Origin of the sequence: Psychrobacter sp. NG254 (assembly GCF_015277735.1) — a bacterium.
In the GTDB taxonomy this organism is placed as follows: domain Bacteria; phylum Pseudomonadota; class Gammaproteobacteria; order Pseudomonadales; family Moraxellaceae; genus Psychrobacter.
The window spans coordinates 1-19,792 of record NZ_JADHDA010000007.1; the positions used below are offsets into that span (position 1 = coordinate 1).

The 19,792-nt window shown below is 45.6% G+C and carries 15 protein-coding genes; 4 read left to right on the forward strand and 11 right to left on the reverse strand.

Features of this window, described 5'->3' with window-relative positions; all coding sequences use genetic code 11:
* Window positions 1-162: 162 nt before the first annotated feature.
* Window positions 163-660 (forward strand): ribosomal protein S18-alanine N-acetyltransferase, encoded by a 498-nt coding sequence (gene rimI, locus IP510_RS12005; RefSeq protein ID WP_194365091.1) that lies wholly within the window; start codon window positions 163-165, stop codon window positions 658-660.
* Window positions 661-790: 130 nt separating this feature from the next.
* On the opposite strand, the gene IP510_RS12010 is transcribed toward rimI, so the two are convergent.
* Genes IP510_RS12010 through trxB form a run of 3 tightly spaced genes read right to left on the reverse strand, consistent with a single transcriptional unit; the run spans window position 791 to window position 3,103 of the window.
* The gene (locus tag IP510_RS12010; protein WP_194365092.1) at window positions 791-1,249 is read right to left on the reverse strand and encodes a MerR family transcriptional regulator; all 459 of its coding nucleotides are present in this window, start codon (window positions 1,247-1,249) and stop codon (window positions 791-793) included.
* A 24-nt stretch (window positions 1,250-1,273) separates the two neighbouring features.
* Window positions 1,274-2,080, reverse strand: a complete 807-nt coding sequence (gene aat / locus IP510_RS12015) for a leucyl/phenylalanyl-tRNA--protein transferase (protein WP_194365093.1) — start codon at window positions 2,078-2,080, stop codon at window positions 1,274-1,276.
* Entirely contained in the window at window positions 2,081-3,103 is a 1,023-nt protein-coding gene (gene trxB / locus IP510_RS12020; RefSeq protein WP_194365094.1) for a thioredoxin-disulfide reductase, read from the reverse strand. It lies immediately after the preceding gene.
* Between the two features lie 1,031 nt (window positions 3,104-4,134).
* Between trxB and IP510_RS13925 the strand changes: the two genes are divergently transcribed.
* Both IP510_RS13925 and IP510_RS12030 read left to right on the forward strand, forming a co-directional pair.
* On the forward strand, window positions 4,135-7,584 hold the full coding sequence (locus tag IP510_RS13925) for a DNA translocase FtsK (protein WP_194365095.1): 3,450 nt from the start codon (window positions 4,135-4,137) through the stop codon (window positions 7,582-7,584).
* Window positions 7,585-7,818: 234 nt separating this feature from the next.
* Window positions 7,819-9,306, forward strand: a complete 1,488-nt coding sequence (locus tag IP510_RS12030; RefSeq protein ID WP_194365096.1) for an amidase — start codon at window positions 7,819-7,821, stop codon at window positions 9,304-9,306.
* Between the two features lie 318 nt (window positions 9,307-9,624).
* On the opposite strand, the gene IP510_RS12035 is transcribed toward IP510_RS12030, so the two are convergent.
* The 8 genes from IP510_RS12035 to dapC form a co-directional block, all read right to left on the reverse strand.
* Window positions 9,625-10,530 (reverse strand): DODA-type extradiol aromatic ring-opening family dioxygenase, encoded by a 906-nt coding sequence (locus tag IP510_RS12035; RefSeq protein ID WP_194365097.1) that lies wholly within the window; start codon window positions 10,528-10,530, stop codon window positions 9,625-9,627.
* Between the two features lie 82 nt (window positions 10,531-10,612).
* The gene (gene rlmH, locus IP510_RS12040; RefSeq protein WP_194365098.1) at window positions 10,613-11,101 is read right to left on the reverse strand and encodes a 23S rRNA (pseudouridine(1915)-N(3))-methyltransferase RlmH; all 489 of its coding nucleotides are present in this window, start codon (window positions 11,099-11,101) and stop codon (window positions 10,613-10,615) included.
* Between the two features lie 73 nt (window positions 11,102-11,174).
* Complete coding sequence (locus tag IP510_RS12045) at window positions 11,175-11,717, reverse strand: DUF421 domain-containing protein (protein ID WP_194365099.1); 543 nt, start codon at window positions 11,715-11,717, stop codon at window positions 11,175-11,177.
* Window positions 11,718-11,842: 125 nt separating this feature from the next.
* On the reverse strand, window positions 11,843-12,328 hold the full coding sequence (locus IP510_RS12050; RefSeq protein ID WP_194365100.1) for an ABZJ_00895 family protein: 486 nt from the start codon (window positions 12,326-12,328) through the stop codon (window positions 11,843-11,845).
* 110 nt (window positions 12,329-12,438) lie between these two features.
* Window positions 12,439-14,487, reverse strand: coding sequence for a D-alanyl-D-alanine carboxypeptidase/D-alanyl-D-alanine-endopeptidase (locus tag IP510_RS12055; RefSeq protein WP_194365101.1), 2,049 nt, complete (start codon window positions 14,485-14,487; stop codon window positions 12,439-12,441).
* Between the two features lie 359 nt (window positions 14,488-14,846).
* Complete coding sequence (locus IP510_RS12060) at window positions 14,847-15,452, reverse strand: 3'-5' exonuclease (protein WP_194365102.1); 606 nt, start codon at window positions 15,450-15,452, stop codon at window positions 14,847-14,849.
* A 23-nt stretch (window positions 15,453-15,475) separates the two neighbouring features.
* Complete coding sequence (locus tag IP510_RS12065; protein WP_194365103.1) at window positions 15,476-17,425, reverse strand: DUF294 nucleotidyltransferase-like domain-containing protein; 1,950 nt, start codon at window positions 17,423-17,425, stop codon at window positions 15,476-15,478.
* 170 nt (window positions 17,426-17,595) lie between these two features.
* A complete protein-coding gene (gene dapC / locus IP510_RS12070; protein WP_194365104.1) occupies window positions 17,596-18,855 on the reverse strand; it encodes a succinyldiaminopimelate transaminase in 1,260 nt (419 codons plus the stop codon).
* Window positions 18,856-19,105: 250 nt separating this feature from the next.
* Between dapC and IP510_RS12075 the strand changes: the two genes are divergently transcribed.
* Window positions 19,106-19,777 carry a hypothetical protein gene (locus IP510_RS12075; protein WP_194365105.1) on the forward strand — a complete coding sequence of 224 codons (672 nt, stop codon included), beginning with the start codon at window positions 19,106-19,108 and terminating at the stop codon, window positions 19,775-19,777.
* Window positions 19,778-19,792 lie beyond the last annotated feature (15 nt).

The following is a 19,792-nucleotide window of genomic DNA, read 5'->3' on the forward strand; positions in this document are numbered from 1 at the left end:
TAAACTAATCTATTAGTCTCAGTAATGAGCTGCTAAGTTAGTCATAAAAAGGCCACCCTGTTTTGGGTGGCTTTTTTGTGGGTGTAGAGTATTGAGCCAATTTTCTATAAGCTTTGCTAATATCATTTAGGCAAGTCTAAGCAATAATAATAAGGGATCGTTATGTTTTTGATAGAGGCGCTACCGACTGATGTAGTCATGCGTAAGCAGTTGATTCATGCTGTATCAGATATCGAAGCTGAAATTCAGTCGCAAGATGCTTGGAATGATCAGGCTCTATCTGAATTACTCATGCAAGACAGTATCGATATGCTAATAGTCTATGGGCCAGAGAAAACTGAGCGAGCTGAAGAAAATACAGTGGTTGGCTACTGTTTATATCAAGTGGTTTTTGAGCAAGCAGAAATTTTACGTATTGGTACCTATCCTGACTATCAGCGACAAGGCATCGCTTCACAGGTTTTTAGCAAGCTGCATAAATGGCTGGCAGAGAGTCAAGTAGAGAGTCTTCTATTAGAAGTACGTGCAGACAACACTGCTGCAATCGCATTGTATGAGCAGCAGGGTTTTACCATTATTCATAGACGTAAAGGCTATTACCAACAGCCGCATCAGCTAGCAATCGACGCGCTTATTATGCAGCGTGTCTATACTGACTAACTGACTAACTGACTAACTGACTAACTGACTAACTAACTTACGGACTGAGCTGATATGTTTGATGAGGTGCTTAACGTTCTAACATCTGATTAAACACGTAAGACAAAGGTTCTAGTAGAGAAAAAGTATCTCAATCAATATTAAATGCATAGTCGATACTGTCAGGTATCTTTTTTTTGCATACTTCAATGTCCAACTGATAGGCTTTATCCGCTTTCATATGTCCTAAGATATCTATGCGCTCGCTCAGCAGTTCTATCATGACGCTGATATTGGCTTGCTGCTTTTTGACTTGTGCCAGTTTTTGCTGGGTTAGCATCAGTTGCAGATCGACATCCAGTTGCCCATCGTAATAGTCGTTTAGGCTGTCTTTGATTTCCGTGAGCGTAAAACCGATGGCCTGTGCGCTTTTAATCAAATCAATCCGTTCGATACACTCTGAATCAAACTCGGTATATAGACGTGATCCTGCTTGGCGCTTTCGTGATTTTAGTAGCCCCAGCTGATCATAGTGGCGAACGGTGTCTTTGGTCGTATTGGCGCTTTTTGCCAGCTCTCCGATCAATAAAAACAATGTGTCAGTAGCCATAATCGCCTCGTAACGCTTTAGCCATTATAATTGCTCTTGCCAAGGTTGTGCTGTACCGAGATGCGACACTGACAAGGGTTTATGAGAGTTGCTATGCCATTTGCTCCAGTGACCCGCTATCTGCGTGTCTAGTTGAGTCAAAAAATCAGCACGCGGTAGAGTGGTGGCACCCAAGCTCATCAGATGGTCGTTTGGCAATTGACAGTCGACGAGTGCCACGTGGGTTTGTTCACACAATCGCATTAGGCCCCAAAAAGCAAGCTTTGAGGCATTGGACGCATGGTGAAACATCGATTCACCAAAATAGATATTGCCTATTTTTAACCCATATAATCCACCAACAAGTGACCCTGTCTCATCCCAAACCTCGATACTATGGGCAAATCCTTGCGCATGCAGTTCGGTATAGGCCTCAATCATCTCATCATGAATCCATGTGTGCTCACCTTCAGGCAGATCAGTATTGAGACCATCACTACGGGGTAGACTACAAGCATGTATAACCTCGTCAAACGCTTGGTTAAGAGTCAGCTGCCAACGCGTGCGACTTGCTTGTTTGCGTAGGGATTTGCTCGGTATATAGTCGGTTGGTACAATCACGCAGCGCGGTTCTGGGCACCACCAAGCGATCGGTTCATCTTCATTGAACCAAGGAAATAGCCCTTGAGCGTAGGCTGATATCAGTGTTTCGGGTGCAAGGTCGCCGCCCACTGCAACGATACCAACACCCTCAGGATCGACAGAGATGGGACTTGGGAAGTCATAACGCCCAAGACTTTTTAAGGTCTCAGGCGTGATGTTTTTATTATTATATTCAGAGAGAGTGACCATTTAGGCGTCTTGATCAGCGGTCAATGTTGAGGCATAGGTATGATCAGCAGCATGGGCTTCACCAATAGAATCCAAGTACTTTTCAGCATCCAGTGCTGCCATACAGCCCGTACCGGCAGAGGTAATAGCCTGACGGTAGATATGATCGGCCACGTCCCCTGCGGCAAACACACCTTCGATACTGGTTTGCGTGGCATTACCATGGAGACCACTGTTGACGACCAAATAGCCATCTTTCATGTCTAGCTGATCTTTGAACAGGTCCGTATTGGGCTTATGACCAATCGCCACGAACATGCCAAATACATCTAGTTGCTTGGTGCTGCCATCGATGGTTGATTTGATGACAACGCCATTGACGCCCATATCGTCACCAACCACTTCTTCAACACTGTGATTCCACTCGATTTTGACATTACCGTTCTTTACTTTTTCAAACAGTTTGTCTTGTAGGATTTTTTCAGAGCGTAGGCCATCACGGCGATGTACTAGCGTGACTTCAGCAGCAATATTGGATAAATACAAAGCTTCTTCGACAGCTGTATTACCACCGCCAATCACCGCGACTTTTTGATTTTTGTAGAAAAAACCATCGCAAGTGGCACAAGCTGACACGCCTAAGCCTTTAAACTTGGTTTCTGACTCTAGTCCTAAATACTGAGCAGATGCACCCGTTGAGATAATCAACGCATCACAAGTGTAAGTACCATTGTTACCCGTTAGTTGAAAGGGACGTTCATTGAGGTTCACATCATTGATATGGTCATAAACCAATTCTGTACCAAAACGCTCAGCATGGGCTTTCATACGTTCCATCAAGGCAGGACCGGTCAAGTCATGGGCATCACCTGGCCAGTTATCAACTTCCGTGGTGGTCGTTAATTGTCCGCCCACTTCCATACCGGTGATCATAACAGGCTTGAGGTTGGCACGTGCAGCATAAACGGCAGCAGAGTACCCAGCAGGGCCTGAGCCTAAAATAATGAGTTTTTCGTGACGTGGAGCAGTGGTGTCAGTTGCCATGAGTTGTTCCTTGCTAAATAGACTGATTAAAAGTATCAGGGATAAAATGAGTGATAAACAAATCAAAAATTACAACGAATAAGGTTTTGCTGATTGCTATGGGATAATAACATAAGGGCATATCGCACAAAGTGCAAGTTTGCTAAAACAAATACAGGTATCATTAGAATCAAAGCATATATAGTCAAGTCTATATAAATCCGCTACATCGTTATCCTCGCTACGCATACTAGGGTCTGTTTGATATTCAAATGTGGTGCTGGCAGTCACTATTTTTTAGACAATATGCAGTGAAATTTTTGATACCTAGTCATTCTAGGTGAAACAATTTCTCCATATATTGGCAAAAAAGAGTACTGCCCTGAAAGGCTGATGCTAAAATCACCCCAAACGTTGTTACAAAACTAGCCAAGGTCTCGACATTATCGTCGGTTTGCGCCTAGTTTGGTGCAATTTTAGCGATCAGCAGTCCTAATATTTGAATATCAAACAGACCCTAACGTATAACTTGCACTCGGTTTCCTTGTATCGAAATTATATTGAACTGACTATAGTCAATCCGCTAGAAAGGAGCGACAGTGCTGATTCGCGTAAAGCCTCTCATCAGCGTTTGCACTTAGCTACCTTGTAGCATTTATACTCGTAGCATTCGTGCATGGCATCAACGATAAAAGCCTTGAGACACACGTACCAAAAACAGTAGTACGTTTATAGGATTTGTGCAAGATTATTAGCCATGCTCTGTTAGCCGTGTTTTGCTATCGGGTTGCTTTTTGCGCAAATCAGCCATTGATTTACTTTCTTACACGCTTTCTTGATAAGAGTGTCGCCACTATACCTATGTATTTGTTATTATAAGAAGTTATGCCAAGTGTGATAGAGCCGAAGCGATACCGGTTATATCAGGGTCTTATGATAGGTACGTCCTCCCGACACTTTGCCAGCACTCTATGTCAGCACTCTATGTCAGCATGATTAGATTTAGTCATGCGTTGGCGACCATTTAGTATTAATAACAAGGCAGATCTTACGTGATATCAGCACCGCTTATTGAGTATTTAAAAAAGGGAATATTTACCCTTCTTGGGTTAATACTGGCAGTCTATTTATTTGTCATCTTGATGACCTATACCGGTAATGATCCGAGTTGGTCGCATATCAGCAGTGATATGACTACGATCAATAATATGGGTGGCCAGATGGGTGCTTGGTTATCGGATTTGCTATACAGCTTTTTCGGTTTTGGTGCATGGTGGTTTTTTGCGTTTGTGGTCTATGAGTCCATTCTTATTTGGTGGAACAATAAACCGACGTTTTGGCTCATGCGATTGGTCGCCTATGTGTTTTTATTATTAAGTGCCAGTGCGTTATTTGCCCAACTGGTTGCACTGGTTCAGCACATGACCAACCCTGCATCGACAGGTCTAGAGGGCGTAGCTGGCGGTATCATTGGACTTGAGTTGCAGGAGCGTTTGGCGCAATTGTTATCGCAGTGGGGGAGTGTGGTCTTCTTAGCCGTATTTGTCGCTATTACTTCGACTTTTGCGTTCAATGTGCATTGGCTTGCGATATATCAAAAAATTACAGCACTGTCATGGCTTGGATCAGGTATCAAAAATAAAGACACGGCTCAAAACTCACATAGCGATGAGTCACGCAGCAACGGTCTAAACGATGACAGCACTCTAGACGGTAGCACTCTAAATGACACGACCAGTCAAAAAGCAGAGCATGAGCAGCTGCCACTTGAATTGCAACCGGCAGAGCATGCCAGTAATGCCCAAGCCTTTGGCAGTGGCGGTCGTTTTGGTCATGCATTATCAGATTTTTTGACGACGTCAGGATTGGCCGATAGCGTGAAAGCCTCTCTAGCAGTAGCAAAAGAAGCTGCAACCTCTAGTCATCAAAAAGAGCCGCAAGCTTCTACCGCTGCGAACAGTAGTGGCAATAGTAATAATAGCAGCAATGATGACACGAACAATGCTATGTCTGTCTCGACGCCAAGTCCTGCTGTGGCACCGAATCGTAAAGTCGAGCCAAGCTTTGCATGGAATGATGTCAATACGGTTGATGACTTGCTGGCTCGTGAGCAAATGGCTCATAGCACAGACAGTACGGATAGCTTTGCTTCGCCGATACCTAATTATGCCAGTTCCCAGACCAGCACTTATGCAGCGCTTCAAGAAACGTTAGCTGATACTAGCGTATCCCAGTCAGCTACCTATGACGAAGAAAGTATCTTTCAGCCAGCAGTGAATGAAGTGATCAATACTGCAACAATTAGTCAGGACATTGGTGAAGGGGAAGTGGTCGTATCAGACACTGAACTAGGCAATGAAACAGACACTGATAGCAAAAGCGTAGATAAGCTAGCAGAGGCATGGTTGGCTGAGCATGCTGATATATCAGATCCAGTGACTATTCAGGCAGTTGAGACCAAAGCGCCTACCATTCAGGCGGCTACGACTCAGACAGTTGATAGCGTGCAAAAAGAAGTAATCGAGCAACCAGTGGCAAAAATAAGCACGCCTGTACCAGAACCAACGCCGCAACCAGTATCAAAACCGGTAGTAGAAGTCACTACTGATTATTCAGATTCGTCTGAGCATCAACCGTCCAATGAGGCAGACGTGCTAGCGGATAATGATGAAGCCTTTATCGCATCTGAAGCTACCGTCGCATCAGTACAGTCAGAGGTTGCGCCGGTAGTACCAAACACTTTGGATATGACGCCGACCAATACGCCACCTGCCAACCCAACATTACCACCAACAGCTAAATCAGTTGCTGTGGTTGAGTCAATGACTGAGACAGTCACTGCCCCTAAAGCCAATGTCAGTTTTGATATTCCTGAGGGCGATTCTAGCAACCATATTGCCGATATGATGCCAGATGATACAAGTGCCGATGTTGCTGCTCCTGTTATGCCGGATATCAGCGATGATGCAGCGTTCAGTACCAAGTCACGCTCAATGCAAACAGCGGCCTACCGTAGTAGTCTGACGCCGATTCCTGAGATGTCGATTTTAGACAAGCCAGATCCTGATCGCCAACCGAGTTACACCGACGAAAAACTGGTTGAGCTGTCAGAGCTGTTAGAAATCAAATTACAAGAGTTCAATGTAAAAGCATCGGTCGTCAACGCGATTCCGGGACCGGTTGTGACCCGCTTTGAGGTCGAGCTGGCGGCAGGGGTAAAGGCTAGCAAGGTCACCGGTATTTCACGTGATTTAGCGCGCTCGCTGTCTATGGCCTCTCTGCGTGTGGTTGAGGTGATACCGGGCAAGCCTTATATTGGTATCGAAGTACCCAATCCAAAGCGCGAAATGGTGCGCCTGATAGAGCTGTTAAATACTGAAAAATTCAAAGACCCCAAAGCGCAAATCAGCATGGCAATGGGTAAGGATATTGGTGGTAAACCTATCATTACTGACCTTGCGCGTGCGCCGCATATGCTGGTCGCTGGTACGACAGGTTCTGGTAAATCAGTATTGGTCAACTCGATGCTGTTATCGATGCTACTCAAATACACGCCCAATGAGCTGCGCCTTATTTTGATTGATCCCAAGCAGCTTGAGCTTGCTAACTACAATGATATTCCACATCTGCTAACGCCTGTAGTGACAGATATGACGGAAGCAGCGAGCGCATTATCATGGTGTGTGGCAGAGATGGAACGCCGCTATCAACTGATGAGCTTACTCAAAGTTCGTAAACTCGATGAATTCAATAAAAAAGTACGCGCCGCTGAGGCCTCAGGCAATCCTATGCTTGATCCGTTATGGCGACCGAATGACAGCGTGAGTATCAGTCAAGCGCCCAAGCTCAAAACCTTACCGATGATTGTCATCGTTGCGGATGAGTTTGCCGATATGATTATGCAGGTCGGTAAACAAGCAGAAGAACTCATCACCCGTTTGGCACAAAAATCGCGTGCGGCAGGTATTCACTTAATGCTAGCCACTCAGCGCCCATCGGTCGATGTCATCACTGGTTTGATCAAAGCCAACATCCCAGTGCGTGCGGCACTGCGTGTTAACTCAAAAGTCGACTCACGCACGATCCTAGACAGTGGCGGTGCAGAAGATATGCTCGGTAATGGTGATATGTTGTTCTTAGGGCCAGGGCAGATTGAGCCCGACCGTGTACATGGTGCGTATGTCAGTGACGAAGAGGTCAACCGTGTCTGTGACGCTTGGCGTGAGCGCGGTGCACCTGACTATATTGATAACATGGCAGGGAACTTTGAATTGTCCAGTCCAGGCGGTAGTAGCAGTAGTGCCAATGCGTCAGGTGAAGACGATGACTTATATAACGATGCTGTTGCCTTTATCATGGAGACGCGTAAAGTTTCTGCTTCTAGCATCCAGCGTAAATTCAGTATCGGCTATAACCGTGCTGCCCGTATCGTTGACTCGATGGAAGAAGCAGGCTTGGTCAGTTCAATGGGTAAAAGCGGTAAGCGCGAGTTGCTAATGTAAATCTGTTGATTCAAGTATGGTCAATTAAAGAGACGAGTCACAATAGTGGCTCGTTTTTTTTGTGAATTTTTCTGGTTAATTTTAATGAATGATTGCCTGAATGCCCAAATGACTAATGAGTTTGTTTATCACTCATAAGTAGCAGTTTTTTATACTAAACTAAGAAATATGTATAAAATAAATACCTGCCATTATTAAAAATTTTAGGTCGTTACTCTCCAAGGAAGGTCAGTTATGTTTAAAGAATATACTCAGTATGACGGTTTGGCTTTGGCATCGTTAGTCAATTCAGGTGAGGTCAGCGCAAAAGAGGTGCTCGATGCAGCGATTCACCAAGCAAACACACTCAATCCCAAATTAAATGCCATCATCCATCGCTTTGATGAGCGTGCTTATAATGCCGCGCAAGCGGGACTGCCAAAAGGTGCCTTTAACGGGGTGCCTTACCTACTAAAGGATTTGTCATTTAGCTTTGCTGATGAACCTATCACAATGGGCAGTCGTAGCGTCAATATCATCTCAGAGAACGACAGTGAAATCGTCAAACGAATGAGAGCCACAGGCGTCAATACCTTTGGTAAGACCAACACGCCTGAGTTTGGTTTGATTATCACCACAGAACCCAAAGCACATGGCGCAACGCACAACCCTTTTAAAAAAGGGTACAGCTCTGGTGGCTCATCGGGTGGTAGTGCGGCGGCAGTGGCCAGCGGTATCGTACCGATGGCAGGAGCGGGTGACGGTGGCGGCTCGATACGTTTTCCAGCAGCATGGTGCGGTGCGTTTGGTCTCAAGCCTAGCCGTGGACGTAATCCAATGGGGCCAGCCTATGGTGAAGGCTGGGAGGGCGCAGTAGCGGATCATGTCATTACGCGCTCCGTGCGCGATAGTGCCGCCATGCTAGATGCCACTAGCGGTGCGGAGACAGGTGCGCCATTTATCATTGCGCCGCCAGAGGGCACGTTTTTGCAAGCAGCGATGCGTGCACCTAGGCAATTAAAGATAGCTTTGCATCAGCAGCCATTGATTGCCAATACCAAAGTGGATCCAGAAGTGCTAGCAGCTCTTGAACAGACCGCTAAGCAGCTAGAGGCGATGGGTCATCAAGTCGTACACGCTGAGCCAAACATTAATATCGAGCAGTTTTGGCATGATTATCTGGTGGTGGTCTGCACGCATACTGCCTTTACAATTGATAATATCGAGCGTCAGTTTGGTGCCCAGCATATCAAAAACCTAGAACCACAAACCTATAATATGGCGCTACTCGGTCGGTCATTGTCCGCAGTGGATTTGGCTCATGCCAAGCACGGTTGGCACCATAGCCAATATCAGACGGGTCTCTTACTAGAAGAGTACGACATGATATTGTGCCCTACGGTACCCACACCTGCGGTCAAACATGGCGTGCTACCGCCTAGCCGTATGGATGAGATGATGATGCGTAGTACTGAGGTGCTCAATAAAGGCTTTAATATGGGCAAGTATGCCTTTAGCTCAGGCATGATTGAAAAACTAAGCGCACCTGTATTGGGCAAGATGGGCTTTACGTTACTGGGTAATGTCACAGGGTTGCCCGCGATGTCAGTGCCGGTGGCGATGAGCAAAAAAGGCTTGCCAATCGGTATGCAACTGATCGGGCGTATGAATGATGAGGCAACGTTGTTTAGCGTGGCAGGCGAGATGGAGCGCGCTGGTTTGTTTACTAAGCCTGCCTTCTAATAGTAGATGAGGAATTAGTAGATGAGGAATCTAATTTTGGATAAATAATGCTTAGGGTCTGTTTGATATTCAAATGTGGTGCTGGCAGTCACTATTTTTTAGACAATATGCAGTGAAATTTTTGATGCCTAGTCATTCTAGGTTAGACAATTTCGCCATATATTGGCAAAAAAGAGAACTGCCATGAAAGGCTGATGCTAAAATCATCCCAAACGTTATTGCAAGCCTAGCTAAGGTCTCGACATTATCGTCGGTTTGCGCCTAGTTTAGTGTAATTTTAGCGATCAGCAGCCCTAATATTTGAATATCAAACAGCCCCTAATCAAAGCGATAGATATCCATGCCTAAGCTATGGTGTGCCATGCTTTGATGGACAACTGAGACGCGCTGACCTGTCCCTAATGCAAAAAACAGTGGCAGTAAGTGCTCATCGCTCGGGTGGATGTCTTTATAGTCAGGATATTGTTGCCAGTCGAGTGCAGTGGGAATGTCTATCTTTAGCTGTTGGAGCAACCACTGCTTAAAGGCACTTGCTGTTTGATCGATACTGTCAGCCTCCCAACGCAATGCTTGCAAGTTGTGGGTGATATTGCCCGAACCAATGACGAGGATTTGCTCATCACGCAGCTGCGCAAGCTGTGCGCCTAACTGATAACAGGCGATACTGTCGTAGTGCTGCGGCAATGATATCTGTACGATAGGCACATCTGCATCGGGATATAGGTGTCTGAGCGGCGCCCAAACGCCATGGTCACAGGCACGTACCGGATTGACACTACAGTTGATACCGCGTGCCGTGAGCTGCTGGGCAAGCGATTCAGCCAGGGCGGGCTGACCGATAGTAGGATACTGTAGCTCGTACAGCTCAGGCGAAAACCCTGAAAAATCATGCCACGTTTTTGGCTGAGGATTGCTACTGATTTCAAGCTTGGCTGACTGCCAATGCGCGGACATAATGACGATGGCACGCGGTTTGGGTAAGTTCTGTCCGATACGTGCCAGCGCACTGGTCGTGGCAGACTGTTCAATCGCTAGCGTCGGTGCGCCGTGCGAGATGAATAGTGCAGGCAGTTTGGCAGTATTGGCCGCTATCGTAGAGGTACTTTCAAATGCAGCAGCAGAACTAATAGGTGCTCGCACTTTACCGACAGACTCATCCTGTGGATGACGAGTCTGAGGGTTGTGGATTGAGCGACTGGGTGTGGCGTTTTTTGGATATCTCATGCTGCATTTATTAGGGCATGCACTGGTTTTTCAATCTATTTGCTAGAGATATCGTGAACAAAAGCATGACTGGGTATCTGACTTAATTACCACGATGATAAGGATGATTATTGTTAATGCTCATCGCGCGGTATAGCTGCTCCATCAGTACGACACGTACCAGTGGATGCGGTAATGTCAGTGCTGATAGTGATAATTTTGCATCGGCTTTTGCTAGTACTTCTGGCGATACGCCATCCGCACCGCCGATGACCAAGGCAATATCATCGCCTTGCTGCATCCCATCAGCCAGTTTATCCGCTAGTCCTTCTGTCGAAATCATTTTTCCTTTGACATCTAATACCCATAATTGCTCACGGCTTGAGGCATTGTGAGTGGCCAATATGGCTTGGCCTTCTTGCTCGCGGTACTGTGCTAGATTGGCATCGGATGGGTTCTTTGCACGTTTAGCAGCCGCAATTTCTACAATCTCAGTGCTCAGCATGGGCTGAATACGTTTATGGTATTCATCAAATCCTGTCTGTACCCAAATGGGCATCTTATTGCCAACCGTCAAAATTCTTACCTTCATAGTACGTACCATCTTAATAATTAAACAAGTATCAATTTTTTTCATTAATCATGAGCGGGTTATGATTTGACGCCTACATCAAAGGTTTAATGGTTTCTGGCACAGTGCTATCACTATTTGAGCTATCGTCATCATTTGGTCGTGGCTTTGGAATGACGCTGAGTTTGGCATCAGATTCAAAGACAATGGCTTCGACATCATCGAAACTATTGATGCCTTCAGTACGCATGGCGCATTCGATTTCTTGACGCGTCAAACGTTCAGCGCGCATCGCATCAGGCAAAAACTGTCCTTGATAAAAGACGATACGCGGCTCAGACAAAATAAAACTACTAAAGGGCGTTGAAATAGACGCATATTTGGTGACCAAAAACTGCAACATATAAAGTACTAAAATCGATGAAGCCCCTTCGACAAAAGGAATGTCTTTGAGCAAAATAGTACTGGCACCTAATGAGCCAATCATCACGGTGACGACCCAATCAAAGTTATTGAGCTGTGACGTCGAGCGCTTGCCAGAGATTTTGGTAATCAACACGATGAATACGTAAATCATAATGGTCGTTAAGACGATACGTCCAAGTTTGTCTATATTGTCAAAAAATAACATTTCCATGACGTTCTCCTATGATAAAGGGAAATCGATTAACACCAAGCGCTGCTTGATTGCAGTTATTCTAATAGTTTTCTGTGTTTTCACAGGACAACAGGGTATTGCCGCTGATATCTAACAGTCTACACTCAAACGGCTTTTCGTGCAGGGTTCAACAGTCGATTGATGGCCCATAGGCTGATTCGCGCGCTCACCAATGTAAACACAAGCATCATGACCAGTGAGGACAGTAGGGGTAGAGGACGTGCCATTCCCATCTCAAACAGGACTTCACGGCTGACAGTATCAAACAACCAAAACCAGATGGCCAAGAAATAAATGATGGTCAATATCCAGACCACTACGACGCCGCCAAACATCAACCGATTCATTTCACTATGATTTAAGGCTCGCTGCTGATGTTTTATAAATTTACGAACGGCAATGTACGCACCAATCACGATAGAGAGTGCCATTACCAATTGTGAGTTCAGCGCAAACTGGGTTTGAATCATCATAAATATGGTGCTGGCAAGCGTATAGCCAATCGCAAAAAAACCGATATATTGCGCCAGTTTCGGCTGAGTTGGGGCAAGCGTTTGAGGCTTATTAAGATTGGTTGTCTTGGCTGACATAAACTGACCTGTATAAAGGTAAAAAATAAGGGAAGAAACAGACACTACTGATGTCATACGTAGGACATTAAACCTCTCAATGTCTGAATCAAAGTATTCAAGATTGAGACCTAGTGCTTGGCCGTCCAGTCGAGCAGGGCATCTAATACAGGTCTGGCTGTATAAGCATTTAATGCCTCTTCTGTGTTGATGATGCCAACGACGACATAATCTTGACCGGACAAGCCTTTGACATAACCTGCCATCGAGGTGACATTGTTTAGGGTACCTGTTTTTATCCAAGCGCGGCCGATGGCTGCTGATTCAGGCAAGCGCTCGCTATGAGTGGTAATGGTGCCACTGACACCAGCAACACCCAACGAGTTGACGTACGCATCAAAGCTTGGACGATCGTAGGCGTAAGCCAGCAGCTCACTCAAATTGGCTGCGGTGATTGTGCAGTCACGGCAGAGTCCTGAACCGTTAGTCAGATAAGGCGCAGGCGTCTGTAGCGTGGTCTGCCACCACTGGTTGATGGTCTGCAAAGCTGCTGGATAATCGGTCGTAGTTGGCTTACCAAACTGGTATAAACTTGCCAGTTTTTGAGTGGGCTGCTGATAAAGCGCGCGCTCACCACTGTGTGTTTGAACGGTATTGGTTTTATCATCATGCGTTTTATTGTCAGGAGCGACTGATGGCATGATGTGAGGTTTGCCATAAGCGCCTATAGAGAGCGCCACTTGTTCAGCCATGACGTTGTTTGAGAAATGATTAATATCATAAATCTGCTGGGTTAGCGTCAGTGATGGGTAGCTGACCAACGGCAGCGGTGACATAGCAATGGCGGTCAGACCGTGTGCCGCTGTTGGGGTTTTTGTCACATCATAAGGAATCTCGTTTGATACCACTTGTCCGCTCAGTGTGTTGCCTAAGGTTTTCCATTTAGAGGCAACCACGCGCGCAGCGAAATCCTTGGCATCAGGATACGCCACATAAAAGGCATGCTCTCTGCAGCTGTCTGGCAGATTGGTATTTAGCGACAATTGCTGTGATTGCCACTGCGGCGCTAGGCTATAGCTCGCTGACCCACAAGAGGCTGTACGGGTGGCTATCGTGCTTGGCAACTGATAGTTTGCAAGCATCGGCTCATAGGTCAAACTTGCTTGACCGTTGTCCAGAGGGTAAGTCTTTATGCCAATGGTGCTAAAGTTAACCAAAAACCCATCAGGACTGGCGTTGTAAGGACGTAGGGGCGCATTATCAAATGCCGCAGGGTCTTTACTGATGTTTTTAAATACGGCACTGTCGATGATGATGTTGCCATCGATATGACGAACCCCTGCCGCTTGTATTTTATATAGTAGCTGCTCTAAACGCTCATGGGTCATCTTTGGATCGCCACTACCCTGAATAATCAAGTCACCTTGTAATCGATCACCAATAATAATGCCGGTGTGATAAATACGGGTATACCAAACAAAGTCAGCCCCTAGCGTGTCCAAAGCAATAAAGCTAGGGACGAGCTTCATGGTGCTGGCGGGCGTACGAGGGATGTCTGACTGATGATTAAGCAAGGGCGAAAATGATATTTTTATCTTAGCTTTATCGGTGCTGCTTTGCTCATTGTCGGTATGAATACTGTCTGTATGTACACTATCGTTCTGGGAGGCTACGGATTTTTCCGCATCAGCCAATACGGTGGAGACATCCTCTATGCTCTGATAGGTATAAGGGTCATCTGTATAAGCGTGTATCGTCTTTTCATGCTGCTCAATCGTACGTTTTTCAATCGTGATCAGTGTGCTTTGATGGCTGGAATTGCTAATAGCATTATGAGCATTTTTCCCATCGCCGTCAGCTTTAGTAGGAGCAGGGTCGTTATTTACCTTGCTGCTATCGATGACCTGAATCGGCGAGGGTAAATGGCTGGCGTTTTTGTCACCGACTGGTGTCACCATGATGCTGATGTCAGCTTCTGTCAAATTTGCACGTGACAATGCCATCTGAACGGCTTCTGGTAAGACCGCTTGTGCATACAGCGGTGATGACATAGCCGCTACCAATAGAGTCAGGCGAGACAGGCGTTTACCAATTGAATAACGCGGTCGTAGATGATCATGAGGGGTAAGGGTTTGGGTGGCAATAGTAGCGTCGTGGTGGTGTTTAGAAGAGTGTCTCATGAGCATCTTTCATCAGTTGGCAAAAACGGCCTATGGTAACATGAGTGGTCGTTTTCGCGTAGATACTCTCTGTTTTATGCTAGGGCATGTCATCAATTAGCACATTAATATATTTAGTGGTCTTAAAATGGCTAAATTTTGATAAATATCGTCAGAAATTTTGTCAATATGTTCATATTCATGGCAATTTCTTCCTCATTTATCTACAATTTTTCTCATTTTAAGCCTCACAATCTAATTGATGACACGCCCTAGGTGTTTTATGCGATAAATTTTTGGTAGTTTGGTTTGAGATATGGTCTTTATGATTAGTGACTAACTATAAGTTAGCAGCGACGTATTAGCGCATGTGCAAAGTCTCAGCGTACATGCAAAAACGCCATCGCGGTCATCATGGCATCGTTGTAGGCGTCATGAGCACCCATATCAGGAATGTCATAATGCGCTAAGATACGGCTCAAATGCTGGGCTTGGGCGGAGAGTCCTTGGGTATGCCCACTGATTCGTCGACTGTATAAATGCCGCACATCGATGATTTCGTTTGGCAGAGGTGTGCCCATATAGCCTTTGACCAAAGGATTCAAAAATCCCATGTCTAGTCGTGTGCAAAAACCAACGATGGGTCGATTGCCGATAAACGGCAATAACAGTGCCAACATCTCATGGTAGTTCAAACCGTGCTCGACATCGGCAGTACGCAAACCATGAATGACAATGGTGTCGCGATCTGGCATGACAGGTGGGCGACATATCAGATGCATGCCATTCCCTGTGTCGATTGTATTGCCATTGATGTGTATCGCTGCCACTGACAATAGGTGATGCTTTTTGGGGTTCAGCCCTGTCATTTCACAGTCAATCGCTACCCACTGCTCAGCCATAGGCTTGGTGAACATCGTTGCCAATTCTGGACGCTGTAGCTGCGTCTTTTGCCAAGTATTAGCCAGTTGCTGTAGCCAGCTCATATTAGTCGCTCATCCCTCTATATTTACGTTATTTCTAGCTGATAGTGCTGGCGCAGCTGATTCTTAAAGCTTTTGACCACGGTTAGGCATTCTTTTAATAAATCACGTTCAAGTGCGCTTAGTGTCGTTGGGTTTACTTGCCGTGCCTGTTTATCCTCAGTCGCGAGCGCGACGGTGAGACGCTGTGCCATAAAAAACTCTAACGCTTCTAATAAAGTATCCGCACGCTCTTGGGTCAACGCATGGGCATGTACCAAGGCTTTTAGGCGATCTTTGCTACTGGGTACGTCCAGCACATCGTTTTCTAATGCTAAGGCGCGAATGCCATGCACCAGTGGAAAGATACCGGCTTTTTTTAGATCGATATCTGGTGAGGCATTTTTGCCACTGAGTAAGGGAACAAACTTTTGCCACCACTGATTGACGTCGCCAAATTGCAACGCTGCTCGCGTGAACTGGCGCACAAACATAGGGTCTGCCTGACTGTGAGCCAGTATTAAGTGCTGACGTACTTGGGTGAGCAAGGATTCATCGCCGCAGACGTATTCGCCATCTAATATTGCGGATAAATAAATGCCATGCATCGGATCTGTGTTTCTAAACCATAAGCTGATTTGCGCATTAAACACTTTAAGCGGTTGCCGCCACATGGGGTTGGTCATCATGATATTGCCATCGCACAGCGGATAGCCTAATGTCGATAGATGGGTGTTAAAGGTTTCGGCAAACTGTGCCAAGTCAGAATGGTTATAACCATCTCGAAGGATCAAAGCATTGTCTTGGTCAGTACGCATGATTTGCTCGCCGCGTCCTTCTGAGCCCATGACAATCAGACAGGTATTTGCCATCATCTCATCAGGTACGATAAGTTGCCAAAGTTTGGTAAACACCTGTGCATTTAGGGTCTGTACCATGCGGCTGATATTACCGATTTTTACCCCATTCTGATGCTGTGCACGGATATAGCGACCAATCAGCTCGACTGCCGTGGCTAGGCTCGACAAGTCTGTTGCTTGCTCGATTTGAATACTGATGAGCTGTGAGTGATGACCAATGTGCGCCAACATATCGCTCTGCCCTAGCACCCCAACGACATGACCCTTATCATCAATGACGGGCAGTCTGTGAATCCGGTAGCGAGTCATGGTGAGCAGTGCGTCCCCAATCTCATCTGTGGCTTTGATGGTACGTAGATTAAAATTTGCATAGCGCTGGCATGTGGTAGTGGCAGGATCTTGTTGCTCGCTGATGGCGCGACAGATATCAGTGTCCGTCAGCATACCTAGCAGGTGCTTAGTTTGGGGTGCGGTCTCTTGCTCGACTGTTAAATGCTCCAGTGGTCGCACCAGCACATGCTTTAGACCTGCTTGGGTCATGATACGAGTAGCGTCGTACAAGCTACTATTGGCATTGACGATGTGTACTGGCAACAGCCGAACCTCTATCACTGGTTGCAGCATGATTTGCTGTACTTCTTGCTGATCGTTGTAATGATTAGTGCTGGATGGTTTGTTGTGACGGCGCTGCTGTAAGGCCTTCAAGCGTTCAGGCAGTTTGTCTGATAGCATTTGTCGTACTAGATGGTTTTGCGCGCTGATTTTATCGACAGCGATTCCTGAAATCTGAAGCAATAAAGTCTCTTCACTGGCGCAAAATTGATAGGGCTGTATGGTCGCGTTTTCGCTTTCTAGCATACTGTGTTTTATGAGTGATTCAGGTAGGCGGCGACTATCAAACCAGTCATTGTTATTTGGATCATCAGAGTGATTGCTTCCTAAATAAGAAGCGACGAACTCGCCATCCAATGACTGCTCGATTTGTCCTTTTATCACCACGTAGAGATACTGCAATTCATCGGCAGGCAAGTACTCGTCTTTAGCAAGGTAGCGTATCTGGGTGTGTTTTCGGATGCTTTGACGTTCGGCCAGACTCAATACATCAAAGGGTGGCTGAGTAAAATCAAGATGGGGCATGGCATCATCCTTGATAGCATGTCTGAATAGAGGTTTCACTATAGCACTATTCGGACAAAAGCCCCTAAATAAGACAACAGTCATTAACGCAAAAAACCTCTAATAACCTTTGCTTGCATAAGGTTGTTAGAGGTTGCTGTATTGACTAAGACTAAGCTTTTATTTGAACGCTAAACGTCTATCGACGCACCCAGCAGTTTTTTAATACGGCTGATGGCTTCGCGGCTTTCATCAACGCTTGCGACCAAAGCAATACGCACATAACCTTTGCCTGGGTTTTCACCATCGACTTCACGTGACAAATAGCGTCCTGCTAGTGCATGGATATTGGCCTGCTCATACAGTGCTTTAACGAAAGTCTCATCATCGCCATCAAATTGCTCAGGAACTTTAATCCAAAAGTAAAACCCAGCATCTGGCATACGCAGATCCAATAACTGACCCAGCTCAGACATCCATAAAGCGAATTTTTCTTTATACAGTGCACGGTTGAGTGCCACATGTTTTTCATCTTGCCACGCTGCGATAGAGGCGAGCTGATGCGGTATCGGCATCGCACAGCCTTGATACGTACGATACTGCAAATAGGACTGCAAAATCTGAGCATCACCTGCCACAAACCCAGAGCGTAACCCTGGTAAGTTAGAGCGTTTGGACAAAGAGTGGAACACAATACAGTTTTTAAAGTCACGACGACCGAGTGTCGCACAGGCCTGCAGCAAGCCAATCGGTGCTGTATCAAAATACAGTTCGCTATAGCACTCATCGCTGGCAATGATAAAACCGTACTGGTCTGATAAACGAATCAGATACTCCCAGTCATCCATTGTCATGACCGAGCCTGTTGGGTTGTTCGGGCTACAGACAAACAACAGCTGCGTGCGTGCCCACACTTCTTTTGGGACTGCACGATAATCACCCTTAAACTCATTATCCTGTGTACAAGGAACGAAGTAAGGCGTTGCTTGTGCCAATATCGCTGCCCCTTCGTATATTTGATAAAAAGGGTTGGGCATCACTATGAGAGGATCTTGAGAAGAAACGTCAGACAATGTGGCTGATGTATCTGCCTCTTCGATATTCGCAGGACTATGATCGACGACGGCTTGCACCAAGCTAAAAATGGCTTCGCGTGTGCCCATCACTGGTATTACTTGGGAGTTGGCATCGACATGATTGAGAAAAAACCGCTTCTCTAACCAATGGGCAATGGTCTGACGCAGCTCAAACAAGCCGTTAGTCGTCGGATAACGACTTATTTTGTCCAAGTTTTCATGTAGTACGTCCAGCACAAATGCAGGCGGCTCATGTTTTGGTTCACCAATACCCAGTTTTATTTCACTGTAGCCATTAGCAGGCTTACTATCGGCCAGTAAAGTAGCCATCTTTGCAAAGGGATATGGGTGTAGATGCTTTAAGTTGTGATTCATAAGTTCGGTAACTATAATAGACAATTAATAATAAAGTTATAAAGAAAATTTACATTAGAGCAGTGTAGCACTTCTCTAATTTTTTGTCTTTTTCTTCTTATATCATGATGAAAACTGTGTCGGGCTTGAACGATTAATTGTATGACAGCCCGCAGCACAACACTTAAAAAATTTTCGTGGTTAATAACTAATAACAATATAAAGAGTGACTGCCAGACTTATCGGTAGAGTATTCTAAGGATAAATTGATATGTCTAGTGTGCTAAACAATGATGGTCTCATCGCTAAAGATATCAGTAATCAAAATCTCGATGAAGGTTTGCAGCGTGCAGACCTATACAAACTACTAAAAGAGCGTGAACAGTGCTGGTGGCAAGCGCGGCAACAGCTGATCGAGCGTCAAGAAAAGAAAATGTTCTGGTACGGTGACAACAGTCTGTTCATGTGGTTATTGTGGCAACTGGTGGGTTACGTGGTTGTGGCCATGGTGTTAATGCTACTTAATAATTTTTTGAATATATCGCTACCATTATGGCAATACGTTGCCTTATTTGTTTTACAAACTGCATTTTTTATCGGTATGCTCGCAGCGAAAGGTCGGCTCGAAAATCAGCTACAACGCAAAATAGAAAACGATGAGTTGATGAGCGAAGAGATGCTTAATGAGATGGTTATTTTGGCGGAAGACAGCCTTTATCCGGATGTACATGCCAAATCACCTATCTCTCTAGAGCAGTTAGATGATTATCTTGGTGGTCAGTTTCATTTGGCAAGTTTGCAGTGTCTGCTACAAAAAGAAGTTGATGCTGGACGCTTGATAATAGGAGATCAACCGCTAGAAATGGGCGTTTTGCCGCCAGAGCTTGCTGATGGTGATCTCAACGAACACGCTGATGAAATATTTTATAAGAGCACGCTATAAAACGTGCTCTTATAA

What these genes read in the sequence shown, in the direction of transcription:
- rimI (WP_194365091.1), top strand. Translation starts at nt 163, where the DNA reads ATGTTTTTGATAGAGGCGCTACCGACTGATGTAGTCATGCGTAAGCAG.
- IP510_RS12010 (WP_194365092.1), bottom strand. Translation starts at nt 1,249, where the DNA reads ATGGCTACTGACACATTGTTTTTATTGATCGGAGAGCTGGCAAAAAGC.
- aat (WP_194365093.1), bottom strand. Translation starts at nt 2,080, where the DNA reads ATGGTCACTCTCTCTGAATATAATAATAAAAACATCACGCCTGAGACC.
- trxB (WP_194365094.1), bottom strand. Translation starts at nt 3,103, where the DNA reads ATGGCAACTGACACCACTGCTCCACGTCACGAAAAACTCATTATTTTA.
- IP510_RS12030 (WP_194365096.1), top strand. Translation starts at nt 7,819, where the DNA reads ATGTTTAAAGAATATACTCAGTATGACGGTTTGGCTTTGGCATCGTTA.
- IP510_RS12035 (WP_194365097.1), bottom strand. Translation starts at nt 10,530, where the DNA reads ATGAGATATCCAAAAAACGCCACACCCAGTCGCTCAATCCACAACCCT.
- rlmH (WP_194365098.1), bottom strand. Translation starts at nt 11,101, where the DNA reads ATGAAGGTAAGAATTTTGACGGTTGGCAATAAGATGCCCATTTGGGTA.
- IP510_RS12045 (WP_194365099.1), bottom strand. Translation starts at nt 11,717, where the DNA reads ATGGAAATGTTATTTTTTGACAATATAGACAAACTTGGACGTATCGTC.
- IP510_RS12050 (WP_194365100.1), bottom strand. Translation starts at nt 12,328, where the DNA reads ATGTCAGCCAAGACAACCAATCTTAATAAGCCTCAAACGCTTGCCCCA.
- IP510_RS12055 (WP_194365101.1), bottom strand. Translation starts at nt 14,487, where the DNA reads ATGAGACACTCTTCTAAACACCACCACGACGCTACTATTGCCACCCAA.
- IP510_RS12060 (WP_194365102.1), bottom strand. Translation starts at nt 15,452, where the DNA reads ATGAGCTGGCTACAGCAACTGGCTAATACTTGGCAAAAGACGCAGCTA.
- IP510_RS12065 (WP_194365103.1), bottom strand. Translation starts at nt 17,425, where the DNA reads ATGCCCCATCTTGATTTTACTCAGCCACCCTTTGATGTATTGAGTCTG.
- dapC (WP_194365104.1), bottom strand. Translation starts at nt 18,855, where the DNA reads ATGAATCACAACTTAAAGCATCTACACCCATATCCCTTTGCAAAGATG.
- IP510_RS12075 (WP_194365105.1), top strand. Translation starts at nt 19,106, where the DNA reads ATGTCTAGTGTGCTAAACAATGATGGTCTCATCGCTAAAGATATCAGT.